The sequence below is a fragment of the Micromonospora sp. WMMD1219 genome (genome assembly GCF_049315215.1).
In the GTDB taxonomy this organism is placed as follows: domain Bacteria; phylum Actinomycetota; class Actinomycetes; order Mycobacteriales; family Micromonosporaceae; genus Micromonospora; species Micromonospora tulbaghiae.
This window is the reverse complement of record NZ_CP186057.1, coordinates 1,673,731-1,694,413: the sequence shown is the minus strand read 5'-3', so window position 1 is coordinate 1,694,413 and position 20,683 is coordinate 1,673,731. Positions and strand designations below refer to the sequence as shown.

Annotated in this window: 19 protein-coding genes and 1 tRNA gene; 12 read left to right on the top strand and 8 right to left on the bottom strand. The window is 72.8% G+C overall.

The genetic code is table 11. The annotated features are described in order from the left end of the window. Positions 1 to 51 precede the first annotated feature (51 nt). The 5 genes from ACN27C_RS08180 to ACN27C_RS08160 all read left to right on the top strand — a co-directional run bounded on the left by ACN27C_RS08180 (position 52) and on the right by ACN27C_RS08160 (position 7,977). Positions 52 to 1,389 carry an acetyl-CoA carboxylase biotin carboxylase subunit gene (locus tag ACN27C_RS08180; protein WP_422751593.1) on the top strand — a complete coding sequence of 446 codons (1,338 nt, stop codon included), beginning with the start codon at positions 52 to 54 and terminating at the stop codon, positions 1,387 to 1,389. 41 nt (positions 1,390 to 1,430) lie between these two features. Further along, positions 1,431 to 2,351: a hydroxymethylglutaryl-CoA lyase gene (locus tag ACN27C_RS08175; RefSeq protein WP_422750843.1), complete on the top strand. Its 921-nt coding sequence runs from the start codon at positions 1,431 to 1,433 to the stop codon at positions 2,349 to 2,351. Positions 2,352 to 2,570: 219 nt separating this feature from the next. Next, the gene (locus ACN27C_RS08170) at positions 2,571 to 4,103 is read left to right on the top strand and encodes an acyl-CoA carboxylase subunit beta (protein WP_422750842.1); all 1,533 of its coding nucleotides are present in this window, start codon (positions 2,571 to 2,573) and stop codon (positions 4,101 to 4,103) included. An 87-nt stretch (positions 4,104 to 4,190) separates the two neighbouring features. After that, complete coding sequence (locus tag ACN27C_RS08165) at positions 4,191 to 5,339, top strand: acyl-CoA dehydrogenase family protein (protein WP_358170647.1); 1,149 nt, start codon at positions 4,191 to 4,193, stop codon at positions 5,337 to 5,339. A 100-nt stretch (positions 5,340 to 5,439) separates the two neighbouring features. Then, positions 5,440 to 7,977, top strand: coding sequence for an ATP-binding protein (locus ACN27C_RS08160; protein WP_422750841.1), 2,538 nt, complete (start codon positions 5,440 to 5,442; stop codon positions 7,975 to 7,977). Positions 7,978 to 8,215: 238 nt separating this feature from the next. Here ACN27C_RS08160 and ACN27C_RS08155 read toward each other — a convergent pair whose 3' ends face one another. Then, positions 8,216 to 8,707, bottom strand: coding sequence for a MarR family winged helix-turn-helix transcriptional regulator (locus tag ACN27C_RS08155; protein ID WP_358170651.1), 492 nt, complete (start codon positions 8,705 to 8,707; stop codon positions 8,216 to 8,218). Between the two features lie 101 nt (positions 8,708 to 8,808). On the opposite strand from ACN27C_RS08155, the gene ACN27C_RS08150 reads away from it, so the two are divergent. Continuing rightward, positions 8,809 to 9,390 (top strand): YceI family protein, encoded by a 582-nt coding sequence (locus ACN27C_RS08150; RefSeq protein ID WP_120572438.1) that lies wholly within the window; start codon positions 8,809 to 8,811, stop codon positions 9,388 to 9,390. Between the two features lie 255 nt (positions 9,391 to 9,645). After that, positions 9,646 to 11,124, top strand: a complete 1,479-nt coding sequence (locus tag ACN27C_RS08145; protein ID WP_120572437.1) for a glutamate--cysteine ligase — start codon at positions 9,646 to 9,648, stop codon at positions 11,122 to 11,124. A gap of 135 nt (positions 11,125 to 11,259) precedes the next feature. Here ACN27C_RS08145 and ACN27C_RS08140 read toward each other — a convergent pair whose 3' ends face one another. Further along, entirely contained in the window at positions 11,260 to 12,771 is a 1,512-nt protein-coding gene (locus ACN27C_RS08140) for a hypothetical protein (protein WP_422750840.1), read from the bottom strand. Positions 12,772 to 12,874: 103 nt separating this feature from the next. Here ACN27C_RS08140 and ACN27C_RS08135 point away from each other — a divergent pair, with 103 nt between their 5' ends. Further along, positions 12,875 to 13,546, top strand: a complete 672-nt coding sequence (locus ACN27C_RS08135) for a PASTA domain-containing protein (RefSeq protein ID WP_358170653.1) — start codon at positions 12,875 to 12,877, stop codon at positions 13,544 to 13,546. A 97-nt stretch (positions 13,547 to 13,643) separates the two neighbouring features. Then, positions 13,644 to 14,663, top strand: a complete 1,020-nt coding sequence (locus ACN27C_RS08130) for a PASTA domain-containing protein (RefSeq protein ID WP_121686541.1) — start codon at positions 13,644 to 13,646, stop codon at positions 14,661 to 14,663. 12 nt (positions 14,664 to 14,675) lie between these two features. On the opposite strand, the gene ACN27C_RS08125 is transcribed toward ACN27C_RS08130, so the two are convergent. Together ACN27C_RS08125 and ACN27C_RS08120 are read right to left on the bottom strand one after the other, a co-directional pair. Continuing rightward, the gene (locus ACN27C_RS08125) at positions 14,676 to 15,173 is read right to left on the bottom strand and encodes a hypothetical protein (protein ID WP_422751592.1); all 498 of its coding nucleotides are present in this window, start codon (positions 15,171 to 15,173) and stop codon (positions 14,676 to 14,678) included. Positions 15,174 to 15,271: 98 nt separating this feature from the next. After that, on the bottom strand, positions 15,272 to 15,559 hold the full coding sequence (locus ACN27C_RS08120; RefSeq protein ID WP_018785581.1) for a hypothetical protein: 288 nt from the start codon (positions 15,557 to 15,559) through the stop codon (positions 15,272 to 15,274). Between the two features lie 673 nt (positions 15,560 to 16,232). On the opposite strand from ACN27C_RS08120, the gene ACN27C_RS08115 reads away from it, so the two are divergent. The 3 genes from ACN27C_RS08115 to ACN27C_RS08105 all read left to right on the top strand — a co-directional run bounded on the left by ACN27C_RS08115 (position 16,233) and on the right by ACN27C_RS08105 (position 17,853). Further along, positions 16,233 to 17,114, top strand: coding sequence for a helix-turn-helix domain-containing protein (locus ACN27C_RS08115; protein WP_262012858.1), 882 nt, complete (start codon positions 16,233 to 16,235; stop codon positions 17,112 to 17,114). Continuing rightward, complete coding sequence (locus tag ACN27C_RS08110) at positions 17,084 to 17,305, top strand: DUF397 domain-containing protein (protein WP_013283299.1); 222 nt, start codon at positions 17,084 to 17,086, stop codon at positions 17,303 to 17,305. Before ACN27C_RS08115 ends, ACN27C_RS08110 begins: the two co-directional genes overlap by 31 nt. A 149-nt stretch (positions 17,306 to 17,454) precedes the next feature. After that, positions 17,455 to 17,853 (top strand): hypothetical protein, encoded by a 399-nt coding sequence (locus ACN27C_RS08105; protein WP_262012857.1) that lies wholly within the window; start codon positions 17,455 to 17,457, stop codon positions 17,851 to 17,853. Here ACN27C_RS08105 and ACN27C_RS08100 read toward each other — a convergent pair. From ACN27C_RS08100 to ACN27C_RS08085, 4 genes are all read right to left on the bottom strand, one after another. Next, positions 17,821 to 18,423 carry a hypothetical protein gene (locus ACN27C_RS08100; protein WP_262012856.1) on the bottom strand — a complete coding sequence of 201 codons (603 nt, stop codon included), beginning with the start codon at positions 18,421 to 18,423 and terminating at the stop codon, positions 17,821 to 17,823. The genes ACN27C_RS08105 and ACN27C_RS08100 overlap by 33 nt on opposite strands. A gap of 90 nt (positions 18,424 to 18,513) precedes the next feature. After that, the gene (locus ACN27C_RS08095; protein WP_422750839.1) at positions 18,514 to 19,320 is read right to left on the bottom strand and encodes a WecB/TagA/CpsF family glycosyltransferase; all 807 of its coding nucleotides are present in this window, start codon (positions 19,318 to 19,320) and stop codon (positions 18,514 to 18,516) included. Next, positions 19,317 to 20,426, bottom strand: coding sequence for an NAD-dependent epimerase/dehydratase family protein (locus ACN27C_RS08090; RefSeq protein ID WP_175438584.1), 1,110 nt, complete (start codon positions 20,424 to 20,426; stop codon positions 19,317 to 19,319). Before ACN27C_RS08090 ends, ACN27C_RS08095 begins: the two co-directional genes overlap by 4 nt. A gap of 71 nt (positions 20,427 to 20,497) precedes the next feature. Further along, positions 20,498 to 20,583, bottom strand: a tRNA-Leu gene (locus ACN27C_RS08085). Positions 20,584 to 20,683: the final 100 nt, after the last annotated feature.

The following is a 20,683-nucleotide window of genomic DNA, read 5'->3' as shown; positions in this document are numbered from 1 at the left end:
TAAGAAGAGACCCCGGCTTTGCGTCGAGAAGGGGTCACGTCCGTGCAGAAGATGATCGAATCGTTGTTGGTCGCGAATCGGGGGGAGATCGCGCGGCGGATCATCCGTACCGGCAGGCGGCTCGGGATCCGGACGATCGCGGTGCACTCGGAGGCCGACGGCGGGCTGCCGTTCGTGACCGAGGCCGACGAGGCGGTCTGCGTCGGCCCGGCGAACCCGGCGCAGAGCTACCGGAACGCCGACGCGATCCTCGACGCCGCCCGTAGCACCGGCGCCCAGGCGATCCACCCCGGCTACGGCTTCCTGTCCGAGAACGCGGACTTCGCCCGTACCGTCGAAGGGGCTGGCCTGATCTGGGTCGGGCCCGGCGCCGACGCGATCACCGCGATGGGCGACAAGATCAACGCTCGGAACCTGATGGCGGCGGCCGGCGTGCCGATCGCGCCCGGCACCACCGAGCCGGCGAGCGACCTGGACGCGGCGGTCGCGGCCGCCGCGGGGATCGGCTACCCGGTGATGGTCAAGGCCGCGGCGGGTGGCGGCGGCATGGGCATGGGCGTGGCCGCCGACGAGGCGGCGCTGCGCACCGAGTACGACAAGGTCCGCGCGTTCGCCGAGCGGATGTTCGGCGACGGGTCGGTGCTGATCGAGCGGTACTTCCCCCGGGTGCGCCACGTCGAGGTGCAGATCCTCGGCCTGGCCGACGGCCGGGTGGTGGCCCTCGGCGAGCGGGAGTGCTCGGTGCAGCGGCGCAACCAGAAGCTGGTCGAGGAGTCGCCGTCCCCGGCGGTCTCGCCCGAGCTGCGCGAGCGGTTCCTGGCCGCGGCGGTACGAGCGGGCGAGGCGGTGAACTACCGCAACGCGGGTACTGTCGAGTGCCTGCTCGATCCAGCGACGCAGGAGTTCTTCTTCCTGGAGATGAACACGCGGCTGCAGGTCGAGCACCCGGTCACCGAGTACGTCTACGGCGTCGACCTGGTCGAGGAGCAGTTGCGGGTGGCCGCCGGCCTGGCGCCGACGTTCGACCCGGACGCGCTCACCCCGCGCGGCCACGCGATCGAGCTGCGGATCAACGCCGAGGACCCGAAGCGCTTCCTGCCCGGTCCGGGCGCGATCACCACCTGGAACGAGCCGTCCGGCGCCGGCGTGCGCGTCGACTCCGGCTACGTCGCCGGCAACACCGTCACGCCGTTCTACGACAGCCTGATGGCCAAGCTGATCCTCACCGGGGACACCCGCGAGGAGGCGGTCCAGCGGGCGCGGGCGGCTGTGACCCAGTTCGAGATCGCCGGCCCGAAGTGCAACCTGCCGTTCTTCGCCGAGCTGCTGGAGAACGAGGAGTTCCTCTCCGGCGACTACGACACCGGCATCGTCTCCCGGATGCGCTGACGCCACCCGGTGTCATGCTCGACTCAAGTGAGGTGAACCTGATGGCGCAACTTCCGGAATCCGTGAGCATCCGTGAGGTCGGTCCCCGCGACGGCCTCCAGAACGAGGAGCCCATCCCCACCGACGCCAAGGTGCGGCTGCTCGACGCGCTGTCCCGCACCGGGGTACGCCGCATCGAGGCCGTCTCCTTCGTCCACCCGAAGGCGATCCCGCAGATGGCCGACGCCGACGAGGTGTGGCAGCGGGCGGAGAAGGTCGACGGGGTGCGCTACTCGGCCCTGGTGCCGAACACCCGTGGCGCGCAGCGGGCGCTGGCGGCCGGCTTCACCGAGATCGAGGTGGTGGTCTCGGCCAGCGACACGCACAACCGCCGCAACGTCAACCGCTCCACGGACGAGTCGCTCGACGACATCGCCGAGCTGATCGACCTGCTGCACGGCGCGGGCGCCACCGCCGAGGTGATCGTGGCGACCAGCTTCGGCTGCCCCTACGAGGGCGACGTGGACCCCCGCCGGGTCGCCGCGATCGTCGACCGCGTCGCCCGCGACGGCGCGGACCGGGTCGCCTTCGGCGACACCACGGGCATGGGTACGCCCCGGCGCGTCCGCGAACTGGTGACGGCGGTACGGGACCGCAACGCCCACCTGCCGGTGCTGCTGCACTTCCACAACACCCGGGGTACCGCCCTGGCGAACATGCTCACGGCGATGGAGTTGGGCATCACCGAGTTCGACGCCAGCGTCGGCGGCCTCGGCGGCTGCCCGTACGCCCCGGGTGCCAGCGGCAATCTGGCCACCGAGGAGGCGGTGCACATGCTGCACGACATGGGCATCGACACCGGCATCGACCTGGACGCCCTGATCGAGGCCGCCGAACTGGCCGAAACCCTGGTGGGCAAGAAGCTGCCCTCCGGAGTCCTCCGCGCCGGCCCCCGAACCCGCCTGACCCCCCTTCCCTCCTGACCCCCTCCCCTCGTGACCCGTCCTATCTGGCGTTGATCAAGGGGTTTGTGTCCTCCGGGTGCCCGGATGAGGACACGAACTCCTTGATCGACGAAATGAGCGGGGGTGGACGGGGCGCGGGGGTGTGGCGGGGTGCCGGGGGAGGCGCGGGTGGGGTAGCCTAACGATCGTTCAGGTCGGTGGGCGCCCTGTGCGGGGGCCGTGGGAACGGGAGTCGGCGTGACGCTCGACGGTGAGGCTCTGGAGCAGCTACGCAAGCGCGCCCGCGCCGGCGGAGCGGACAAGTACCACGCGGCCAACGCCGCGAAGGGGAAGCTGTTCGCCCGCGAGCGCGTGGCGTACCTGGTCGACGAGGGCTCCTTCGTCGAGGACGGGCTCTACGCCAACGCCATGGCCGACGGTCTGCCCGCCGACGGCGTGGTCACCGGCACCGCCACGATCGACGGCCGCCAGGTCTGCCTGATGGCCAACGACTCCACGGTCAAGGCCGGCAGCTGGGGCGCGCGTACCGTCGAGAAGATCATCCGGATCATCGAGCGGGCCTACGCGACCGGCGTCCCGATGGTCTACCTGGTCGACTCGGCCGGCGCCCGGATCACCGACCAGGTCGACCTGTTCCCCGGCCGGCGCGGCGCCGGCAAGATCTTCTGGAACCAGGTCCGCGCCTCCGGCTCGATCCCGCAGGTCTGCGCGCTGTTCGGGCCGAGCGCGGCGGGCGGGGCCTACATCCCGGCGTTCTGCGACGTGGTCGCCATGGTGGACGGCAACGCCAGCATGTACCTCGGCTCCGACCGCATGGTCGAGATGGTCACCGGCGAGAAGACCACGCTGGAGGCGATGGGCGGCGCCAAGGTGCACTGCGCCGAGTCCGGCGTGGGTCACTTCCTCTGCAAGACCGAGAACGACGCGCTCGACGTGGTGCGGACGTACCTGTCGTACCTGCCCTCGAACTGGAAGCAGGACCCGCCGGCCGCCGAGGCCGTGGACGCGCCGGAGAAGGCCGACCTGGCCGCGCTGGTCCCGGCCAGCGAGCGGCAGGCGTTCGACATGCGCCGGTACGTCAAGGGTCTGCTCGACTCCGGCAGCTTCTTCGAGATCCAGGCGCTGTGGGCCAAGGAGCTGACCATCGGGTTCGGCCGGCTGAACGGCCAGGTCGTCGGCGTGGTCGGCAACAACTCGATGTTCAAGGGCGGCGTGCTCTTCGTCGACTCGGCCGACAAGGCGACCCGGTTCGTGCAGCTCTGCGACGCGTTCAACGTGCCGCTGCTGTTCCTCAGCGACGTGCCCGGGTTCATGGTCGGCAGCGCGGTGGAGAAGCAGGGCATCATCCGGCACGGCGCGAAGATGATCACGGCGATCTCCGAGGCGACCGTACCCAAGATCTGTGTGGTGGTCCGCAAGGCGTACGGCGCGGGTCTGTACGCGATGGCCGGTCCCGGCTTCGAGCCGGACGCCACGATCGCGCTGCCCACCGCGAAGATCGCGGTGATGGGCGCGGAGGCCGCGGTGAACGCGGTCTACGCCAACAAGATCGCCGCCATCTCCGACGAGGCCGAGCGGGCCGCGTTCGTGGCCGCGAAGCGCGAGGAGTACGAGCGCGACATCGACGTGGTCCGCCTCGCCAGCGAGCTGGTGGTGGACGCGATCGTCGAGCCGCACGAGCTGCGCGCCGAGCTGGTCCGCCGGTTCGCCGCCGCGCGCGGCAAGGAGCGGCACTTCTCCCGGCGCCGGCACGGCGTCACCCCCGTCTGACCGGCCCACGCACCCGGTTCGACCCACCCACGCCCCGGCGTCACGAGCGCCCGGCCCGTCCGTACCGCGTCCCACCAGGAGGATCAGATGGACTTCCGGCTCAGCGACGAACAGGAGGCGCTGCGCTCCAGCGTGCGGGAGTTCGCCCGCGAGGTGGTCGCACCCACCATCGCCGAGCACTACGAGCAGCACACCTTCCCGTACGAGATCGTCCGTCAGATGGGCAAGATGGGCCTGTTCGGGCTGCCCTTCGCGGAGGAGCACGGTGGCATGGGCGGCGACTACTTCGCGCTCTGCCTGGCGCTGGAGGAGCTGGCCCGGGTCGATTCCAGCGTGGCGATCACGCTGGAGGCGGCGGTGTCGCTCGGCGCGATGCCGATCTACCGGTTCGGCACCGAGGAGCAGAAGGCGCAGTGGCTGCCGAAGCTGCTCAGCGGTGAGGCGCTGGCCGGGTTCGGGCTCACCGAGCCGGGCACCGGGTCGGACGCGGCCGGCACCCGGACGCGGGCCGTCCTGGACGGCGACGAGTGGGTGATCAACGGCTCGAAGGCGTTCATCACCAACTCCGGCACCGACATCACCGCGCTGGTCACCGTCACCGCCGTCACCGGTACGCGGCCGGACGGCGGCAAGGAGCTGTCCACGATCATCGTGCCGTCGGGCACGCCCGGTTTCACCGTCGCGCCCGGCTACTCCAAGGTCGGCTGGACCGCGTCGGACACGCACGAGCTGACGTTCGACGACTGCCGGGTGCCGGCGGCGAACCTGCTCGGCGAGCGCGGCCGGGGCTTCGCGCAGTTCCTGCGCATCCTGGACGAGGGCCGGATCGCCATCGCGGCGCTCGCCGTCGGCCTGGCCCAGGGCTGCGTGGACGAGTCGATCAAGTACGCGAAGGAGCGCCAGGCGTTCGGCCAGCCGATCGGCAACTACCAGGCGATCCAGTTCAAGATCGCGGACATGGAGATGAAGGCGCACACGGCCCGGCTGGCCTACTACGACGCGGCCGCCCGGATGCTCGCCGGTGCGCCGTTCAAGCGCCAGGCGGCCATCGCCAAGCTGCACGCCTCCACCGTCGCCGTGGACAACGCCCGCGAGGCGACGCAGATCCACGGCGGGTACGGCTTCATGAACGAGTACCCGGTGGCCCGCTTCTGGCGCGACTCCAAGATCCTGGAGATCGGCGAGGGCACCAGCGAGGTGCAGCGCATGATCATCGCGCGCGACCTCGGCATGTGAGGACGCCCGAAACCGCGCCCTGTCGGATATCGGCAGTGGACGGTCGGGTGGTTGACGATGGGCTGTGGAGCGTCGGAGTCCATCCGTAATCTTCGTGCCCATGACTCCGGATCATGACCGTGCGCGGGGCCCGGGCGGTCGTACCGGTCTGTCCGATCTGCTGCGCGGGCACCGGCTCGCCGTCGGCCTGACCCAGGCCGAGCTGGCGGACCGGGCCGGCGTGGGCGTACGGACGGTCCGCGATCTGGAACGGGGGCGGGCCACCCGGCCCCAGCGCACCACCGTCGACCTGCTGGCCGACGCGCTCGGCCTGAGCGGTGACGAGCGGCGCGAGTTCGTCGACACCGCCCGGCCCCCGGCATCCCGTCTTCCCGCCGCCGGCGCCGCCGCCGACGATCCGCAGGTGGCGCTGCCCCAGCCCGTACCGCTGTTCGGCCGCGAACGGGACGTGGCGGAGGTGTCCGGCCTGCTCGACGCGTACCCGGTGGTGAGCCTGGTGGGGCTCGCCGGGGTGGGCAAGACGGCGCTGGCCGTCACAGTCGCGCACGCGGTGGCGGCCCGCCACCCGGCGGGCGTGGCCGGGGTGCTCGTGGGCGAGGGCTCGGACACCCCCGACGTGCTCGCCGCGTCGGTGTCGATGTTCGGCGTGAACCGGCTGGCCGACCTGTCCTGCCGGATCGGCGACCGGCGGGCGCTGCTGCTCGTCGACGCCGTCGACCGGGCGCCGGACGCGGTGGCCGAGGCGCTGCGCGTCCTGACCGCCGCCGTGCCGACGCTGCGGGTGCTGGTGACCGGCCGCCGCCCGGCGGGCCTGCCCGGCGAGCTGGTCCGGCCGGTCGCGCCGCTCGACGTGCCACCGGCCGGCGTCGAGCCCGCCGACCGGGCCGACCTGGACCGCTGGCCGGCGGCGGCGCTGTTCGCCGCCCGCTTCGCCCAGGCCCGCCGGGAACCGCCCACCCCCGCCGAGCTGCCGGCGCTGGCCGCGCTCGTACGCCGGCTCGGCGGACTGCCGCTCGCCATCGAGCTGATGGCGGCACGGGGACGCATCCTCGACGTCACCGAACTGCTCGACCGCTACGGCGACCGCGTCCTGGACCTGACCGGCGTACGCCCCGGCTGGGAGCCCGCCGACCCGTCCGCCGGCACTGTGACGCTGCGCGACGCGGTGGCGAGCAGCTATCACCTGCTCGCCACCGCCGACCGGGCGGCGCTGCGGCGGCTGTCCGCGTTCCGTAACCGCTGGTCGGTCGAGCTGGCCGAGGAACTGCTCGCCGACGGCGGCCGGCGGTGGGACGCCGCGCCGTTGCTGGACCGGCTGCGCGAGCTGGGCCTGCTCAGCGTCCGGGGCACCGGCCCGTTCCGGTTCCGCCTGCTGGACGCGGTCCGTGACTTCGCCGCGGAGCAGGCCGACGCCGACGGCGAGACCGCCCGGATCCGGATGCGGCACGCGGCGGTGATCGCCGGTCTGGTCCACCGCACCGCGCCGGGGCTGGTGGGCGCACAGATGTCCGGCGCGGTGCGCGCGCTCGACGAGGCGACGAGCGACATCACCGCCGCGCTGACGTACGCCGCCGAGCACGCGCCGGAGACCGCGCTCCTGCTCGCCGCCTCTCTGCCGCGATGGTGGCGGCTGCGCGGGCGGGACGTCTCCGGCCGCCGTCGGCTGCGTCGGCTGCTCGCCGATCCGCGTACCGCGGGTGCCCGGCCCACGCTGCGGGCCTGGGCCATGCTCGGCGCGGCCCGGCTGGCCGCCGAGCACGGCGCGGGCGCGGAGGAACTGCCGGCGGCCCGGGCCGCCCTGGTCGTCTTCGCCGAGGCGGGCGACGTGACCGGCGAGCTGTCCGCCCGCTCGGTGCTCTGCGCGCTGCTGCTCGGGCTCGGCGCGCACGACGAGGCCCGCGAGCAGGCCGAGGCCGCGCTGGCGGCGGCCACCCGGCACCACCGGGTACGCGAGATGGCCGTCGCCCAGGCGCACCTGACCTGGCACGACGTACGCGAAGGGCGGCTGGCCGGCGCCCGGCGGCGGCTGGCCACCGTCGACCGGCTGGCGGCACAGTGCGGTGACCAGCGCCTGCGTGTGCTGGCGCGGGCCGATCAGGCCGAGCTGACCCGCCTGGAGGGCCGGTTCGCCGAGGCGGTCGAGCAGGGGCGCCGGGTGGCCGCCGCGCTCGCGGAGCTGGGCGATCCCGGGCGGCGGCGCCGGACGGTCGGGGCGGTCGGGTTGGCGCTCGCCCACGCCGGGCGCACCGACGAGGCGCTGGCCACCGTCGCCGAGCTGTGGCCGTCGGGCGCGGTGCCGGGCCGGCGCCGTCCACCAGCGGTGGAGATGCTCGACCCGCCCGGCGCGGGCGGGGACGCCCGCACCGAGGACGCGCTGCGCGGGTTGATCGAGGGCCACGTGGCGCTGCACCGGGGAGACCGGGAGCTGGCGGCGGAGTGGTTCGCCGCGGCTGCGGAAGCGGCGGAGGGAGTCGCCGACCGGCGGGATCTGGTCGAGGCGCTCGTGGGGCTGGCGGTCAGTACCGCTGACCCGCGTGTGCTGGACCGGCTGGACGCGGCGCGGCAGGTCACCGGCGTCAGCCTGCTACCGCAGGAGGAGGAGTTGCTGTTCTCCCTGTCGGCCCGGCGCGGGCGATGAGCGCCGGTGGACGGCGGGTCGCGTCGGCCGGGCACGGGGAGGCGGAGGGCGCGGGGGTGGCGCGAGCGAAGTAGCCCCCTGGTGCTGCCCCTCGCTCCACGCTCGCGCCAGCACCCCCCGGTGCCCCCCGCTGCCGGAAGACTACCGAGGCGTGACGACCGATTCGCGAATATACGGACCGCTTTGTCCGGCTGCCCTGGCGGTTCTGCCGGTCATTCTGCCGGTGAGTCGCGGACCGTCAGGCGGCGTCCTCGGCCAGCTCGGTGCTGCCGGCGGTGGCGCCCGGATGGACCGCGTCGCGCACCCGGCGCAGCCCGTCCAGCAGCCCGTCGAGCTGCGCCGGGTCGAGCTGGCTGGTGAACCACTGCTCGATGATCCGCAGATGGCCGGGAAGGACGTCGTCCAGCCGGCTCAGGCCGGCGGTGGTCACCACCGCGAAGGAGCTGCGCCGGTCGGACGGGCAGGCGCGCCGGCAGATCAGCCCGTCCCGCTCCATCCGGTCCACCACGCGGGTCACGCCGCTGGTGGAGAGCGAGGTCTGTGCGGCCAGATCGGTCATCCGCAGCTGGTTGTTGGGTGAGCGGGCGAGCCGGGTCAGCACCTCGAACTCGACCGGGGAGAGGCCGTGCTCCTCGAACTGGGCGGCGAACCGGGCGGCGAGCCCGGCATGCGCCTCGACGAGCAGGCCGACGGCAGTGATCCGGGGGTCGTCGAACACGTTCTGGTCCACGCCACCATCCTAGCAACACTTGACACGGGGAATATTGTCTCAACTATAGTTGCTCAGTCAGTCGTTGGGCTCCTAAACATTCTTCTCCGGAGGAGAGCATCATGACCAGCAGCACCGAGGCGACTACCCGCGACTGGGAGGGTCTCACCATCCCCACCCCCGGCACCTACGTGCTGGACGCCGCGCACAAGCGTGTCGGCTTCGTCGCGCGGCACATGATGGTCAGCAAGGTACGCGGTGAGTTCGCGGACGCCACCGCCACCATCACCGTCACCGACGACCCGATGCAGTCCACGGTGACCGCCAGCATCCAGGCGGCCAGCATCAACACCGCCCAGGCCGACCGCGACGCGCACCTGCGCAGCCCGGAGTTCCTCGACGCGGAGCAGTTCCCGACGCTGGAGTTCCGCAGCACCGAGGTGAAGTCCCGCGACGGCAACGAGTTCGTGCTCGTCGGCGAGCTGACCATCAAGGGCGTGACCCGTCAGGTCGAGCTCGAGGTGGAGTTCGAGGGCGTCGGCCGCAGCCCGTTCGGGCAGGACATCTTCGGCTTCTCCGCCTCCACCGAGATCGACCGCGAGGACTTCGGCCTGACCTGGAACGTGGCGCTGGAGACCGGCGGCGTCCTGGTCGGCCGCAAGGTCAAGATCGAGATCGAGGGTGAGGCCATCCGCCAGGGCTGAGCCCGGCACCGGCCCGCAGGGCCCGCACCGTCCGCCGACGGTGCGGGCCCTTCTCGCGTACGCCCCGGCGGTGCGAATCGTCACGTGAAGTTCTCCGCCACGGACGCGCTGGTGGCGGCGGTGACGGGGTACAGGTGCAGACCTGTCGCCCGTCCAGCCGGGCGGCGGGGTGGGCGCACTTACGCCCACCACGCGAATGGTTCACAATGCGTTGCGGAACGGTACGGTTCCGTCGCACCGGCGCCGGGAGGACACATGGGCAGAGACGTCGAGCAGGGCGCCTTCTCCCGGGAGGATCGGGTCCGCTACCGGCAGAAGGTCCGGCGATGTCTGGACGTGTTCGCGCTGATGCTCGACGACTTCGGCTTCGACGCCGACCGCCCGATGACCGGGCTGGAGATCGAGCTGAACCTGATCGACGCGGCCGCCGAACCGGCGATGCGCAACGACCAGATCCTGGCCGACATCGCCGACCCGCTGTTCCAGACCGAACTGGGGCAGTTCAACCTCGAACTGAACGCCTCGCCCCGGCTGATCGAGGGCGGCGGCTTCGCCGACTACGAGCAGGACCTGCGCAGCAGCCTCAGCCGCGCCGACGAGCGGGCCGCCAAGTCCGACGCGACGATCATGATGGTCGGCATCCTGCCCACGCTCACCGAACGCCACCTGGTCGCCGACAACCTCTCCACGAACGAGCGGTACCGCGTCCTCAACGACCAGATCGTGGGCGCCCGCGGCGAGGACATCGAACTGGACATCAACGGCGTCGAGCGGCTGCGTACGCACACCGACTCGATCGCGCCGGAGGCCGCCTGCACCAGCCTCCAGTTCCACCTCCAGGTCGCGCCGGACAGCTTCGCCGACTACTGGAACGCCTCCCAGGCGATCGCCGGCGTACAGGTCGCCGTCGGCGCCAACTCGCCGTTCCTCTACGGCCGGCAGCTCTGGGCGGAGACCCGGATCGCGCTGTTCCAGCAGGCCACCGACACCCGGCCCGACGAGCTGAAGGCCCAGGGCGTACGCCCCCGGGTGTGGTTCGGCGAGCGCTGGATCACCTCGATCTTCGACCTGTTCGAGGAGAACGTCCGCTACTTCCCGCCGCTGCTGCCCATCTGCGAGGAGGAGGACCCGGTCGAGGTGCTGCACGCCGGTGGCGTGCCCCAGCTCGGTGAGCTGCGACTGCACAACGGCACCGTCTACCGCTGGAACCGGCCGGTCTACGACATCATGAACGACCGCCCGCACCTGCGGGTGGAGAACCGGGTGCTGCCCGCCGGCCCGACAGTGGTGGACATGCTCGCCAACGCGGCGTTCTACTTCGGGCTGGCCCGCGGCCTCGCCGAGGCGGACCGTCCCATCTGGAGCCAGCTGACGTTCAGCTCCGCGGAGGAGAACTTCCACGCCGCCGCCCGGCGCGGCATCGAGGCGGTCCTGCACTGGCCCCGGCTCGGCGATGTGCCGGTCACCAAGCTCGTCCTCGACACGCTGCTGCCGGTGGCCGCGCAGGGGCTGGACCGGTTCGGCGTCGCCCCGGCCGAGCGGGACCGCCTGCTCGGCGTGATCGAGGGCCGCTGCCGTACCGGCCGCAACGGTGCGGTCTGGCAGACCGAGACGGTGTGGACGGCCGAGCGGACCCGGGGCCTGGACCGGGAAGCCGCGCTGCACCACATGGTCCAGCGGTACGCCGAGCTGCAACGCGGCAACGAGCCCGTCCACACCTGGCCCGTCGACTGACCCCCCGGCCGCCCGCCGTCCGCCCTCCCTCCGCCTCGTCGATCTTGCACTTGTCGCCCCGACAAACCTCCCATTCGGGAGATTCGAGGGGCCACTACTGCAAGATCGGCGCGGCTGGGTGGGTGTGGGGAGGGCTCAGCGGCCTCGGCGGCGGGTGGTGTCGGTGGTCGGCGGGTCGGTTGGGGAGGGCTTGCCCGGGGACGGGAGGGCGTCCTGCGGGTTCGTTCCGTCGTGTGGTCCTGCGGGGACGGCCTGCTCGGATGCCTCGGGTTGCCGCTGCGGTGGGATGGCCCGGCCCCGGCGGCCGGTGGCGGACCGGGTGGCACGACCCCGCTCGGTCTCCGTCCGGCCGGATGCCGTGCCCGGTCCGTCCTCCACCCCGGTGTTCCGGCTCGGCCCGACCGACGTGTCCGGTGCCTTGTCCGGCGCGGTCGCCTGGTCGGCGAGGCCCGACGCCGACGGGCTCGACGCGGAGCCATCCGGCACGGACCGGCCCGACGCCGAGGTGTCTGACAGGCCCGAAGCCGATCCGCTCGCCGCCGACTTGTCCGACCGGCCCGCAGCCGACGTGCCCGACTTCGAGGTGCCCGACTTCGAGGTGTCCGACGGCGACGTGCCTGACCGGGTCGCAGCCTTCGTGTCCGACTTCGAGGTGCCCGACGGCGACTGCGGGTCCGCCTCGGTCGGGTCTGCGGGGGCCGGGTCGGCATCCCCGCTGATCTCGTCCGGCTCGCCGGTGCGCTGCCGTGGCAGTGTCACCCGCTCGGCGCTCCGGCGCTCGGCACGTTGGGCCAGCGCGGCCATCACCATCGAACCGCCGACACCGGCGATCACCGCGTACGGGGCGATCAGATGGGCCGACAACTGTTCCGCGGCGATCCCGGCGAGGCGCGGCACGGCCAGCAGGTACGCCAGCGCGACGAGCAGCGGCCCGGCCGCCCCGGAGGCCGCCGCGCCGACGCGGATCTCGGGTGCACGGGCGGCTCGGCGGGCCGCCACCAGGCCGATCACCAGGGCGGAGAGCACCGACAGGAGCGCACCGGGCCAGTAGAAGTAGTCGCGGATCCAGAACGCGCCACGGTCCGCGCTGATCTGCCAGATGCCGAGCTGGGCGGTGGTCAGGCCACGGCCGGCGACCACCCCGTCGACCACCGACACCACGGCGAGCAGCCAGAGCCAGCCGGTGGTGGCGATCAGGTTCGTGGCGGCGGCCCGGGTGTGCAGCGCCCAGACGGCGAGCAGCACACCGAGCAGCAGCCCCGCACCCGCGTACGCGGCGGCGACGACCTGCGGGGCGGCGACGTCCGGCACCCGTGCCGCCCGCGCCGGAACCGCCACCAGCAGCACGGTGACGATCGCGCCGGCACCCGCGGCGAGCGCCAGGCCGAGCCGGGGCAGTGTGCCCCGCGGCTCGTCGTCGCTCCCGCGCAGGCGCTGGGCGCAGACCGCACCGACGATGACCGATGTCGCCGCGATCCAGGTCGCCCAGGCGAGGCTCGCCACCCAGGCCGCCTCGGCCCGTACCGCGCCGGCCGGCGCCCAGTTGATGATGCCCAGCCCGTACCCGAAACCGAGCTGCGCGGCGCCCGCGCCGGCGGCGACGCCGAGCGCGGCGGCTGTCGATCCTCCCCAGCCCCGTCTGACCATGCCGGGGAGCGTAACGTCCCGAGGTCGGCGCGGCGAGTCGTGACGACAGGCCGTGACCGTTCCGCAGCAACGGATACGGTCGTCGATGATCGGGGCGGGGAGCATGACGGACGAGCGGGAACCGGCAGCCGACGGCGGCGGACCGGGGCGGGGCAGGATGCTCCTCGGCGGTGGCGTGGCCGTGATCCTGCTGGCGGTGATCGGTGCCAGCGTCGGGTGGATCCTCGCCGGTGAGCCGGAGCGCCCGGCCGCACCCGGCGACACCGCACCGGTCGGCGCCCCGTCCACATCGGCCTCGGCGACCACAGCGCCGCCGACCGCCACCGCCCGGCCGACCGGTACGCGCAGCAGCGCCCCGGCCGGGCTCACGGTGCCCGAGGTGGTGGGCGTGGACTTCGAGCAGGCCCGCCGCGACCTGCGCGAGCGCCGGCTCGGCTGGCGCCTGGTGTTCGGTACGGGCGCCGGACGCACCGTGGAGCGCACCTCACCGGCTCCCGGCACCCCGGTGAAGCGCGGCACCACTGTCACCGTGTGGGTCTCCGGGCCGGCGCCGGCCGTCACCGTGCCCGACGTGAGCACGCTGTCCTGCTCCGACGCGGCCGACGACCTGGTGGAGGCGGGGCTCTATCCCCGGTACGCCACCGGACGCCAGGGTCCGGTCACGGCGCAGGAGCCGGCGGCCGGTGGCACCGCCCGGTGGAACGACCAGGTGACGCTCACCTGCGGCGACAAGGCGTCCACGCCGCCGACTGTCTCCCCGTCGCCGACTCCCTGACGGGCGCGGCGCGCTGATCCCAGCCGGTGTCGCCGGGGACCGTTACGGTGGACGATCGAGGGCCGTGCGCCCCGTCCCGGTGGGGAAAGGACGTGCCATGAGCGACGACCGTCAGGAACCACCCGCCGGCGACGCGGACGCGACCCGGGCGCTGCCCCCGGACGCGGACGCGACCCGCGCGATGCCTCGCGACGCGGCCGGTGCAGACGCCGACCCGTCCCGAGCGTCGCCTCCCGAGCCGGACGCGGACGCCACCCGGGCGATGCCGCGGAACGCGGCCGGGGAGGACGCGGACGCCACCCGCGCCATGCCCCGGGGCGCAGCCGGCGAGGACGTGGACGCCACGCGGGCGATGCCGCGGAATGCAGCCGGGGAAGACGTGGAGGCGACCCGCGCCATGCCACGGAACGCGGGCGACGCCACCCGCCCGTTGCCCGGCGCACCGGCAGGACCGGGCGGGGCGGCAGGACCGGGCGGCCCCGCCGGGCAGGGCGGTCCGCGCCGTCCGCTCGACGCCACCGCCCCGCAGGAACCGGTGGGCGCCTGGTCCGGCCGGGCCGGGGTGCCGCCACCACGGCCGGCGGGCTATCCCGAGCCCGGGGCCGAGTGGTACGGCGACGAGCAGGCCGGGCGCCGCTGGTGGATGCCGATCCTGCTCGGCATCCTGGCACTGCTCCTGCTCGGGTTGATCGGGGTGGGGGTGTGGCTGGCGCTGCGTGCCGCCGACCGGAACTCCGATCCGGGCCCGGCGGTACCGAGCATCTCGGCGCAGACGAGCGCCGCCCCGACGACCGCCGCGCCGACCAGTGCCGCGCCGAGTAGCTCACCGCCGAGTACGCCCCCGGCCACGACCGCACCGGTCGAGGTGCCGATGCCGCCGCTGGTGGGGCTGCCGGAGGCGGCTGCCCGGGCGGCGCTCGACCGGCTGGACCTGGACTACCGGGTGCAGCGGCGGGCGTCGGACCGCCCCGCCGGCACGGTGATCTCCACCGATCCGGAGGCCGGTTACCCGGTGGGCGAGGACGACCGGGTCACCATCGTGGTGGCCGTACCCGCGCCGCCGACGAGCGGGCCGAGCACTCCCGGATCGGCTCCGGCGACGACCACCACGCCCTGACGCGCCCCTGACTCACCACTGGCGTCTGCGGGTGCCGACCAGACCCAGGCCGGCCAGCGAGATGGCGAGCCCGAGCAGCCCGGAGTAGAACAGCGACCGGCTGAGGTTGTCGGTCGGGTCGGTGGGCCGTTCGGCGAGCGCGCCCTCGCCGCCCCCGGCACCCGAGGCCGGTTCGTCCTCGTCCTCCGCCGGGTCGGCGTCGGCCCAGCCGCCCTCGTCGTCCGGCTCGTCGGAGTCGGTGGCATCGGAGTCGGCGGCATCGGAGTCGGCCGGACCGGACCCGGCGTTGTCGGACCCGGCCGCGTCGGACCCCGACCGGCCTTCCTCGCCGGCCACGGTGATCTCCGGGGCCGGTACGGGCTCGGCGAGCTGCTGGGTGGCGGAGAAGGCGGGATGACGTACCGCGAGCGCGAGGGCGGTCGCGGTGACGAGGAAGAGGAAGAGCCCGAGGGCATAGCCGATACGGGACCGGTGGTGCCGGCGCGCGGCGGGCAAGTTGACCATGACCATCCCAGGTTCAGGGTCCATGGCGCGCGGGGTGGAACATGCCGGGGTGGGCGTACCGATTCTATGGCGACGGCACGCCCTCCCGACCGGGAATCGTGAGGTCAGCCGACCCGGACCGGGGTCCGGACCACCGGGCGGCGGGCCGTCCGCACGGTGTGCTGACGCGGAGCCGGCGCGGCCTGGAGCTGCCGCAACCCCTCCTGGAGTACGAAGATCGACCTCCGGTTGACCGCGTCCCCCGCCGCGTTCAACTCGTAGCCGTCGAGCCAGAGCCAACCGTCGTAGGTCGGCCAGTCGAGCACCCGGATCACCCGGAACATGATCGGTCGGAGGAACTGGACACTCGCCGCGCGAGTCACGTGCAGTACGTCACCGGAGCGGGGAAGCACATGGGCTCCTGGGAGGGTCGGCCGGCGGGGCCGGCGAGGCTGAACGGGGTCGGGTGCGGTCCGGTGACGGGGGGTCTGCCTCGTGGACCGGCGGTCGGTGGGTCGGTGCTGGTCGGGCCGTACCCACGGTGGCGGACCGCCACCCGACCATCACCCGGCTGCTCCCGGTTACCGCTCCCGCCGCCGCAGCCAAACTGGCGTGCAGCGACGGGGTCTTCATTCCGGGGCAGGTCGCACGGCGCGGGACGGCTCCCCTCCGGCCGTCCCACGGACCGTGGTGTCACCACGCCCGGAGATCAAGCGAAGACGGTGAGTAACCCGTGCCATACGGACAGACTGCATCAGGGGCGTGCGACATGCAAGTTGCACGTCGAGTTTTGCTGATAGGTGAGTCGGACACGCAAACGGCGATACTTGAAGCGTCAGGTATCGGAGCGGCACACTGGACGCCGGTTTCGCCCGTCGCGGCCGGTCGACGACCGGCACCACCCCTGCCGCGAACGACACCCGCCGCTCGCCGGTCGCGCCCGCGGTGGGAGCCGCACCGGGGCGCGACCGACCGGAGGTAGCCGGGTGACTGTGAAGCGTGGTCCCGCAATCCGATGGACGGCACCGTGAGCGCGAGGAGTGAGCCGGTCCTGCGAGCCCCGCAGTCGCGAGCCGAGGAGACTCCGTGACGGAAAGGCGCAGCCCCACCATCCGGCGGCGCCGGCTGGGTGCGGAACTCCGCCGGCAGCGGGAGGCGGCGGGCATCACCATCGAAGTCGTCGCCGAGCAGCTGGAGTGCTCCGCGTCGAAGATCTCCCGGATCGAGACCGGCCACACCACGGCGACCCCGCGCGACGTCCGCGACATGCTCCGCATCTACGGCGTCGTCGGCGCGGAGAGCGACGAGCTGGTGCAGATCGCCCGGGAGGCCCGGCAGAAGGGCTGGTGGCATCCGTACAGCACGGTGCTCGTCGGCGCGTACGTCGGCCTGGAGGCGGCGGCCAGCTCCATCCGGGCGTACGAGCAGCAGGTGGTGCCGGGCCTGCTGGAGACCGAGGAGTACGCGAGCGCGATGATCCGGGCGGCCCGGCCGGACTTCACCGACGAACAGGTCGACACGCGGGTGCGTGTCCGTCTGGGCCGTCAGTCGTTGTTGACGCAGGACGATCCGGTCGATCTGTGGGTGGTGCTCGATGAGGCGGTGCTGAGCCGGCCGGTTGGCGGCGACGCGGTGATGCGTGGTCAGCTCAAGCGGTTGGTGGAGGTGGCCGAACTGCCGAACGTGACAGTGCAGGTCCTGCCCTTCGAGGTGGGAGCGCACGCCGGCATGGACGGGACCTTCACGATCCTCAGCTTCCCCGAGCCGAGTGATCCCGATGTCGTGTACGCGGAGAACGCCACGGGTGGACTCTTCCTGGAGAAGAGTGACGAACTGCAGAAGTACAGCTTCATCTTCGATCACATTCGAGCAGCGGCCATGCGCCCGGAGGAGTCCGTCGCACACATCGCGAAACTGGCAGAGGAGCCACTGTGGAAATGGCGACCAAGGAGTTCCCCGTGGACCTGACGCAGGCGACGTGGTTCAAGAGCTCGAAGAGCGGGCCGAACTGCGACAACTGCGTCGAGGTCGCGTACGTGACCGGGGCGGTCGGAGTGCGGGACTCGAAGGACAAGACCGGCCCGGCCCTGGTCTTCGCTCCGGGTGACTGGCACGCCTTCGTCGCCCGCGCCCGGAACGGCGTGTTCGGCCGGAGCTGACCGGCACCGAGATGTGGTCCCGCCCGGCAGCGCCGCCGGGCGGGACCATTCGTGTCCGCGTACCCGCGCCGCGGCGGCCACCCGTCGCCAGTTCCGATCCGCCTCGTTGAACCGCACGGATCGGCAACCGAACAAGGCAGGCGAGACGGATGACGACGATCGGTTCAGAGAACCTCACCAGCGGCCCGGGCAAGCCCGAGCGGTTCGGTGGCAAGTACCGGGGTGCCCGCCGGGACACCGTCCTCACCGAGGTGGTCTCCGGTGACGGCGACGACGCCCGCGAGGGTGGCGTCCCCGAGCAGGCCGCGGCGCCGCTGTCCCTGCCGTCGCTGGACCCCAACCCGCTGACCGAGCCGTCCTTCCCGCCGAGCGGCTGGCCGGTCGAGCAGCAGGAGTCCCTGGTGGACCACCCGCTGCTGCGCGGCCTGCTGATGGAGCTGCCCCCGAAGGGCAGCGTGCCTCCGCCCGGCTGGCTGGACCGCTGGTTCGAGGCGACCCGCGCGATCCTGGAGCTGCTATACGTGCAGGGCGCGAGCCGGTCGCGCTGACACCGCCTCGGCGGCCGGCGTCGCCCGCTCGGCGAGCCGGTTGTGCCGCAGCGCGTGGCGTACTCCGATCGCGCACACGCCGAGCACCCCGACGGTGATCGCCGGGCCGGCGACGCCCGGCGCGGCGAACAGGTCGACCCCGGCCGCCGGCAGCACCGCCACCAGCGCCGCGATCGCCGTCGCCTGGAGCGGCAGCGCGATCAGCGGGTGCGCCGCCGCCGCGCGCAGCCCGTGCGGGGCGGGGGTGCCCGGCGCCGCCGCGAACGCGCCCGCACCGGACCGCAGCCGCCGGACCCGCCGTACCGTGCAGACCGCCACCACCGCTGCCGGTACGGCCGCGAGACCGAGTGCGGCGGCGGCCCGGTCCACAGTGGTGTCGCCGGCGCTCTGCAGGCCCGCGGCGAGGACCGCCGCGGTGAGCGCGAGGCCGGTCAGCACCAGGGCGGACAACCATCCGGTACGCCGGCGCAGCGCGCGGGCGCGGTCGAGCCCGGGCAGGCCCTCCGCGACCAGTCCGGCGGCGAGCCAGACGGCGGCGACAGGAAGCAGTACGGCGAGACGGTCATCCATGCCCCCTAGCCTTGCCCGTTTCGACGTTCGGCGAATCCGGGACGGCACCCCGGTTCGCCCCGTACCCGGGCCCGTAGGGGTAGGGGCGGCTCAGACGTCGAACGTGGCGGGACGCCCGGTGGCCGGCGCCGGCGGGGTGGCCTTCCACAGGCCGGTCTTCTGGGCGGCGAGCCGGGCCAGGTAGGCCGGGTTGAGGATGACGTACCGGCGCCACAGACGCTTGGGTTCCAGGCCGAGCCGCCAGAACCACTCCAGCCCGGCGCGCTGCATCCACGATGGCGGGTTGCGCAGCAGGCCGGCGTGGTAGTCGAAGGCCGCGCCGACAGCCATCAGCGGCATGTCCAGCAGCGGGCGCATGGCGTACGCGAAGACCTCCTGGCGCGGGCAGCCCAGCCCGACCAGGACGAGGCGGGCGCCGCTGGCCCGGATCCGGTCGGCGATCTCGGCGTCCTCGCCCGGCGCGACGGCACGGAACTTGGACGGCTCGACTCCGGCGATCTTCAGCGCGGGGAACTTGCGCTCCAGCGCCGGGACGAGCCGGGACAGCGTCTCCTCGGTGGAGCCGTAGAGGTAGACGGGCAGCCCCTCCTCGGCGAACCGGGCGAGCACCCGCAGGGTCAGCTCCGGCCCGTAGACACGGTCGGTGAGCCCGGCGCCGTGCAGCAGGTTGAGCGCCCAGCGCACCGGCTGCCCGTCCGGGGTGACCACGTCGAACGAGTTGAGCCGGGCGTTGTGCGCCGGGTCGAGCACGCCGGTCATCACGCCGTGCACGGCGAGGGCGGTGAGCGCCAGCGGGCGGCGCTCGTGCGCGGCCGCCACCACGGCCTCGGTGGCCCGGGCGTAGTCGGTGGCGTCGACCCCGACGCCGAGCACGTTGCGCTTGGTCCCGGTGGTCATGCCTTCGGCACCCACTTGTCGACGTTGGCCTCGTAGATCTCGCGCAGGATCATCGGCACGTCGTACGTGATCTTCCAGGAGGGGTAGTGCTCCTCGAACCGGGCCATGCTGCTGACGTACCACTGGTGGTCGCCGGTGCGGGCCTGCTCGACGTAGTTGATCCGGGCCTCACGGCCGGTGATCTCCTGGGCGATCCGGAACGCCTCGATGTGCGAGGTGTTCGAGTGCCGGCCGCCGCCGAGGTTGTAGACCTGGGCGGAGCGCGGCTCGCGGAAGAACGCCTCGAACGCGGTCAGCACGTCGTGCGAGTGGATCGCGTCCCGGACCATCTTCCCCTTGTAGCCAAAGAGGTTGTACGTCCGGCCCTCCATCACGCACCGCATCAGGTACGCCAGGAAACCGTGCAGCTCGGCGGCGGAGTGCGCCGGCCCGGTGAGTGTCCCGCCCCGGAAGCAGGCGGTCCTCATGTCGAAGTAGCGGCCGTACTCCTGGACCATCACGTCGGAGGCGACCTTCGAGGCGCCGAAGATCGAGTGCAGCGACTCGTCGATCGACATGTCCTCGGTGATGCCGTCGTACCAGCGGTGGTCCTCGGGCAGCTCGTAGCGGGTCTCCAGCTCGATCAGCGGGAGCGAGTTGGGCCGGTCGCCGTACACCTTGTTGGTGGAACAGTGGATGAACGGCGCGTCGATCGCGTGCCGGCGGGTGTTCTCCAGCACGTTGAGCGTGCCGCCGGCGTTCACGTCGAAGTCGGTGAACGGCTCCTTGGCGGCCCAGTCGTGGCTCGGCTGGGCGGCGCTGTGGATCACCACGGCGATGTCCTTGCCGTACCGCTTGAAGACCTGCTCCAGCCCGTCGCGGTCGCGGATGTCGACGGCGTGGTGGGTGTACGCGGAGCCGAGGTCGGCGGCGAGCCGGTCCAGGCTCCAGGCTGTGGAGCCGTCCTCGCCGAAGAAGTACCGCCGCATGTCGTTGTCGATGCCGACCACGTCGAGACCCAGTCCGGCGAAGTGCCGGGCCGCCTCGGAGCCGATCAGACCGCCGGAACCGGTCACCAACGCGACAGTCACACGCCACTCCTGGTCCGTGGGAGGCAGGGAAACCATCGGAGCATAGCGTGACGTCCGGAACGCCCCGATACGAAGCAAGGGCCCCGCGATGTGCGGAGCCCTTGTTCTGGTGGGGATGGGGGGAGTTGAACCCCCACGTCCTTTCGGACACACGGACCTGAACCGTGCGCGTCTGCCATTCCGCCACATCCCCGTGGCACGACCCGGAACACCATATCGCATCCCGCGCCCGCCATCTGCGGCGGGTGCCGGGACATATTACGCTGTCCACTGGTCACGCCACGAACGATCAC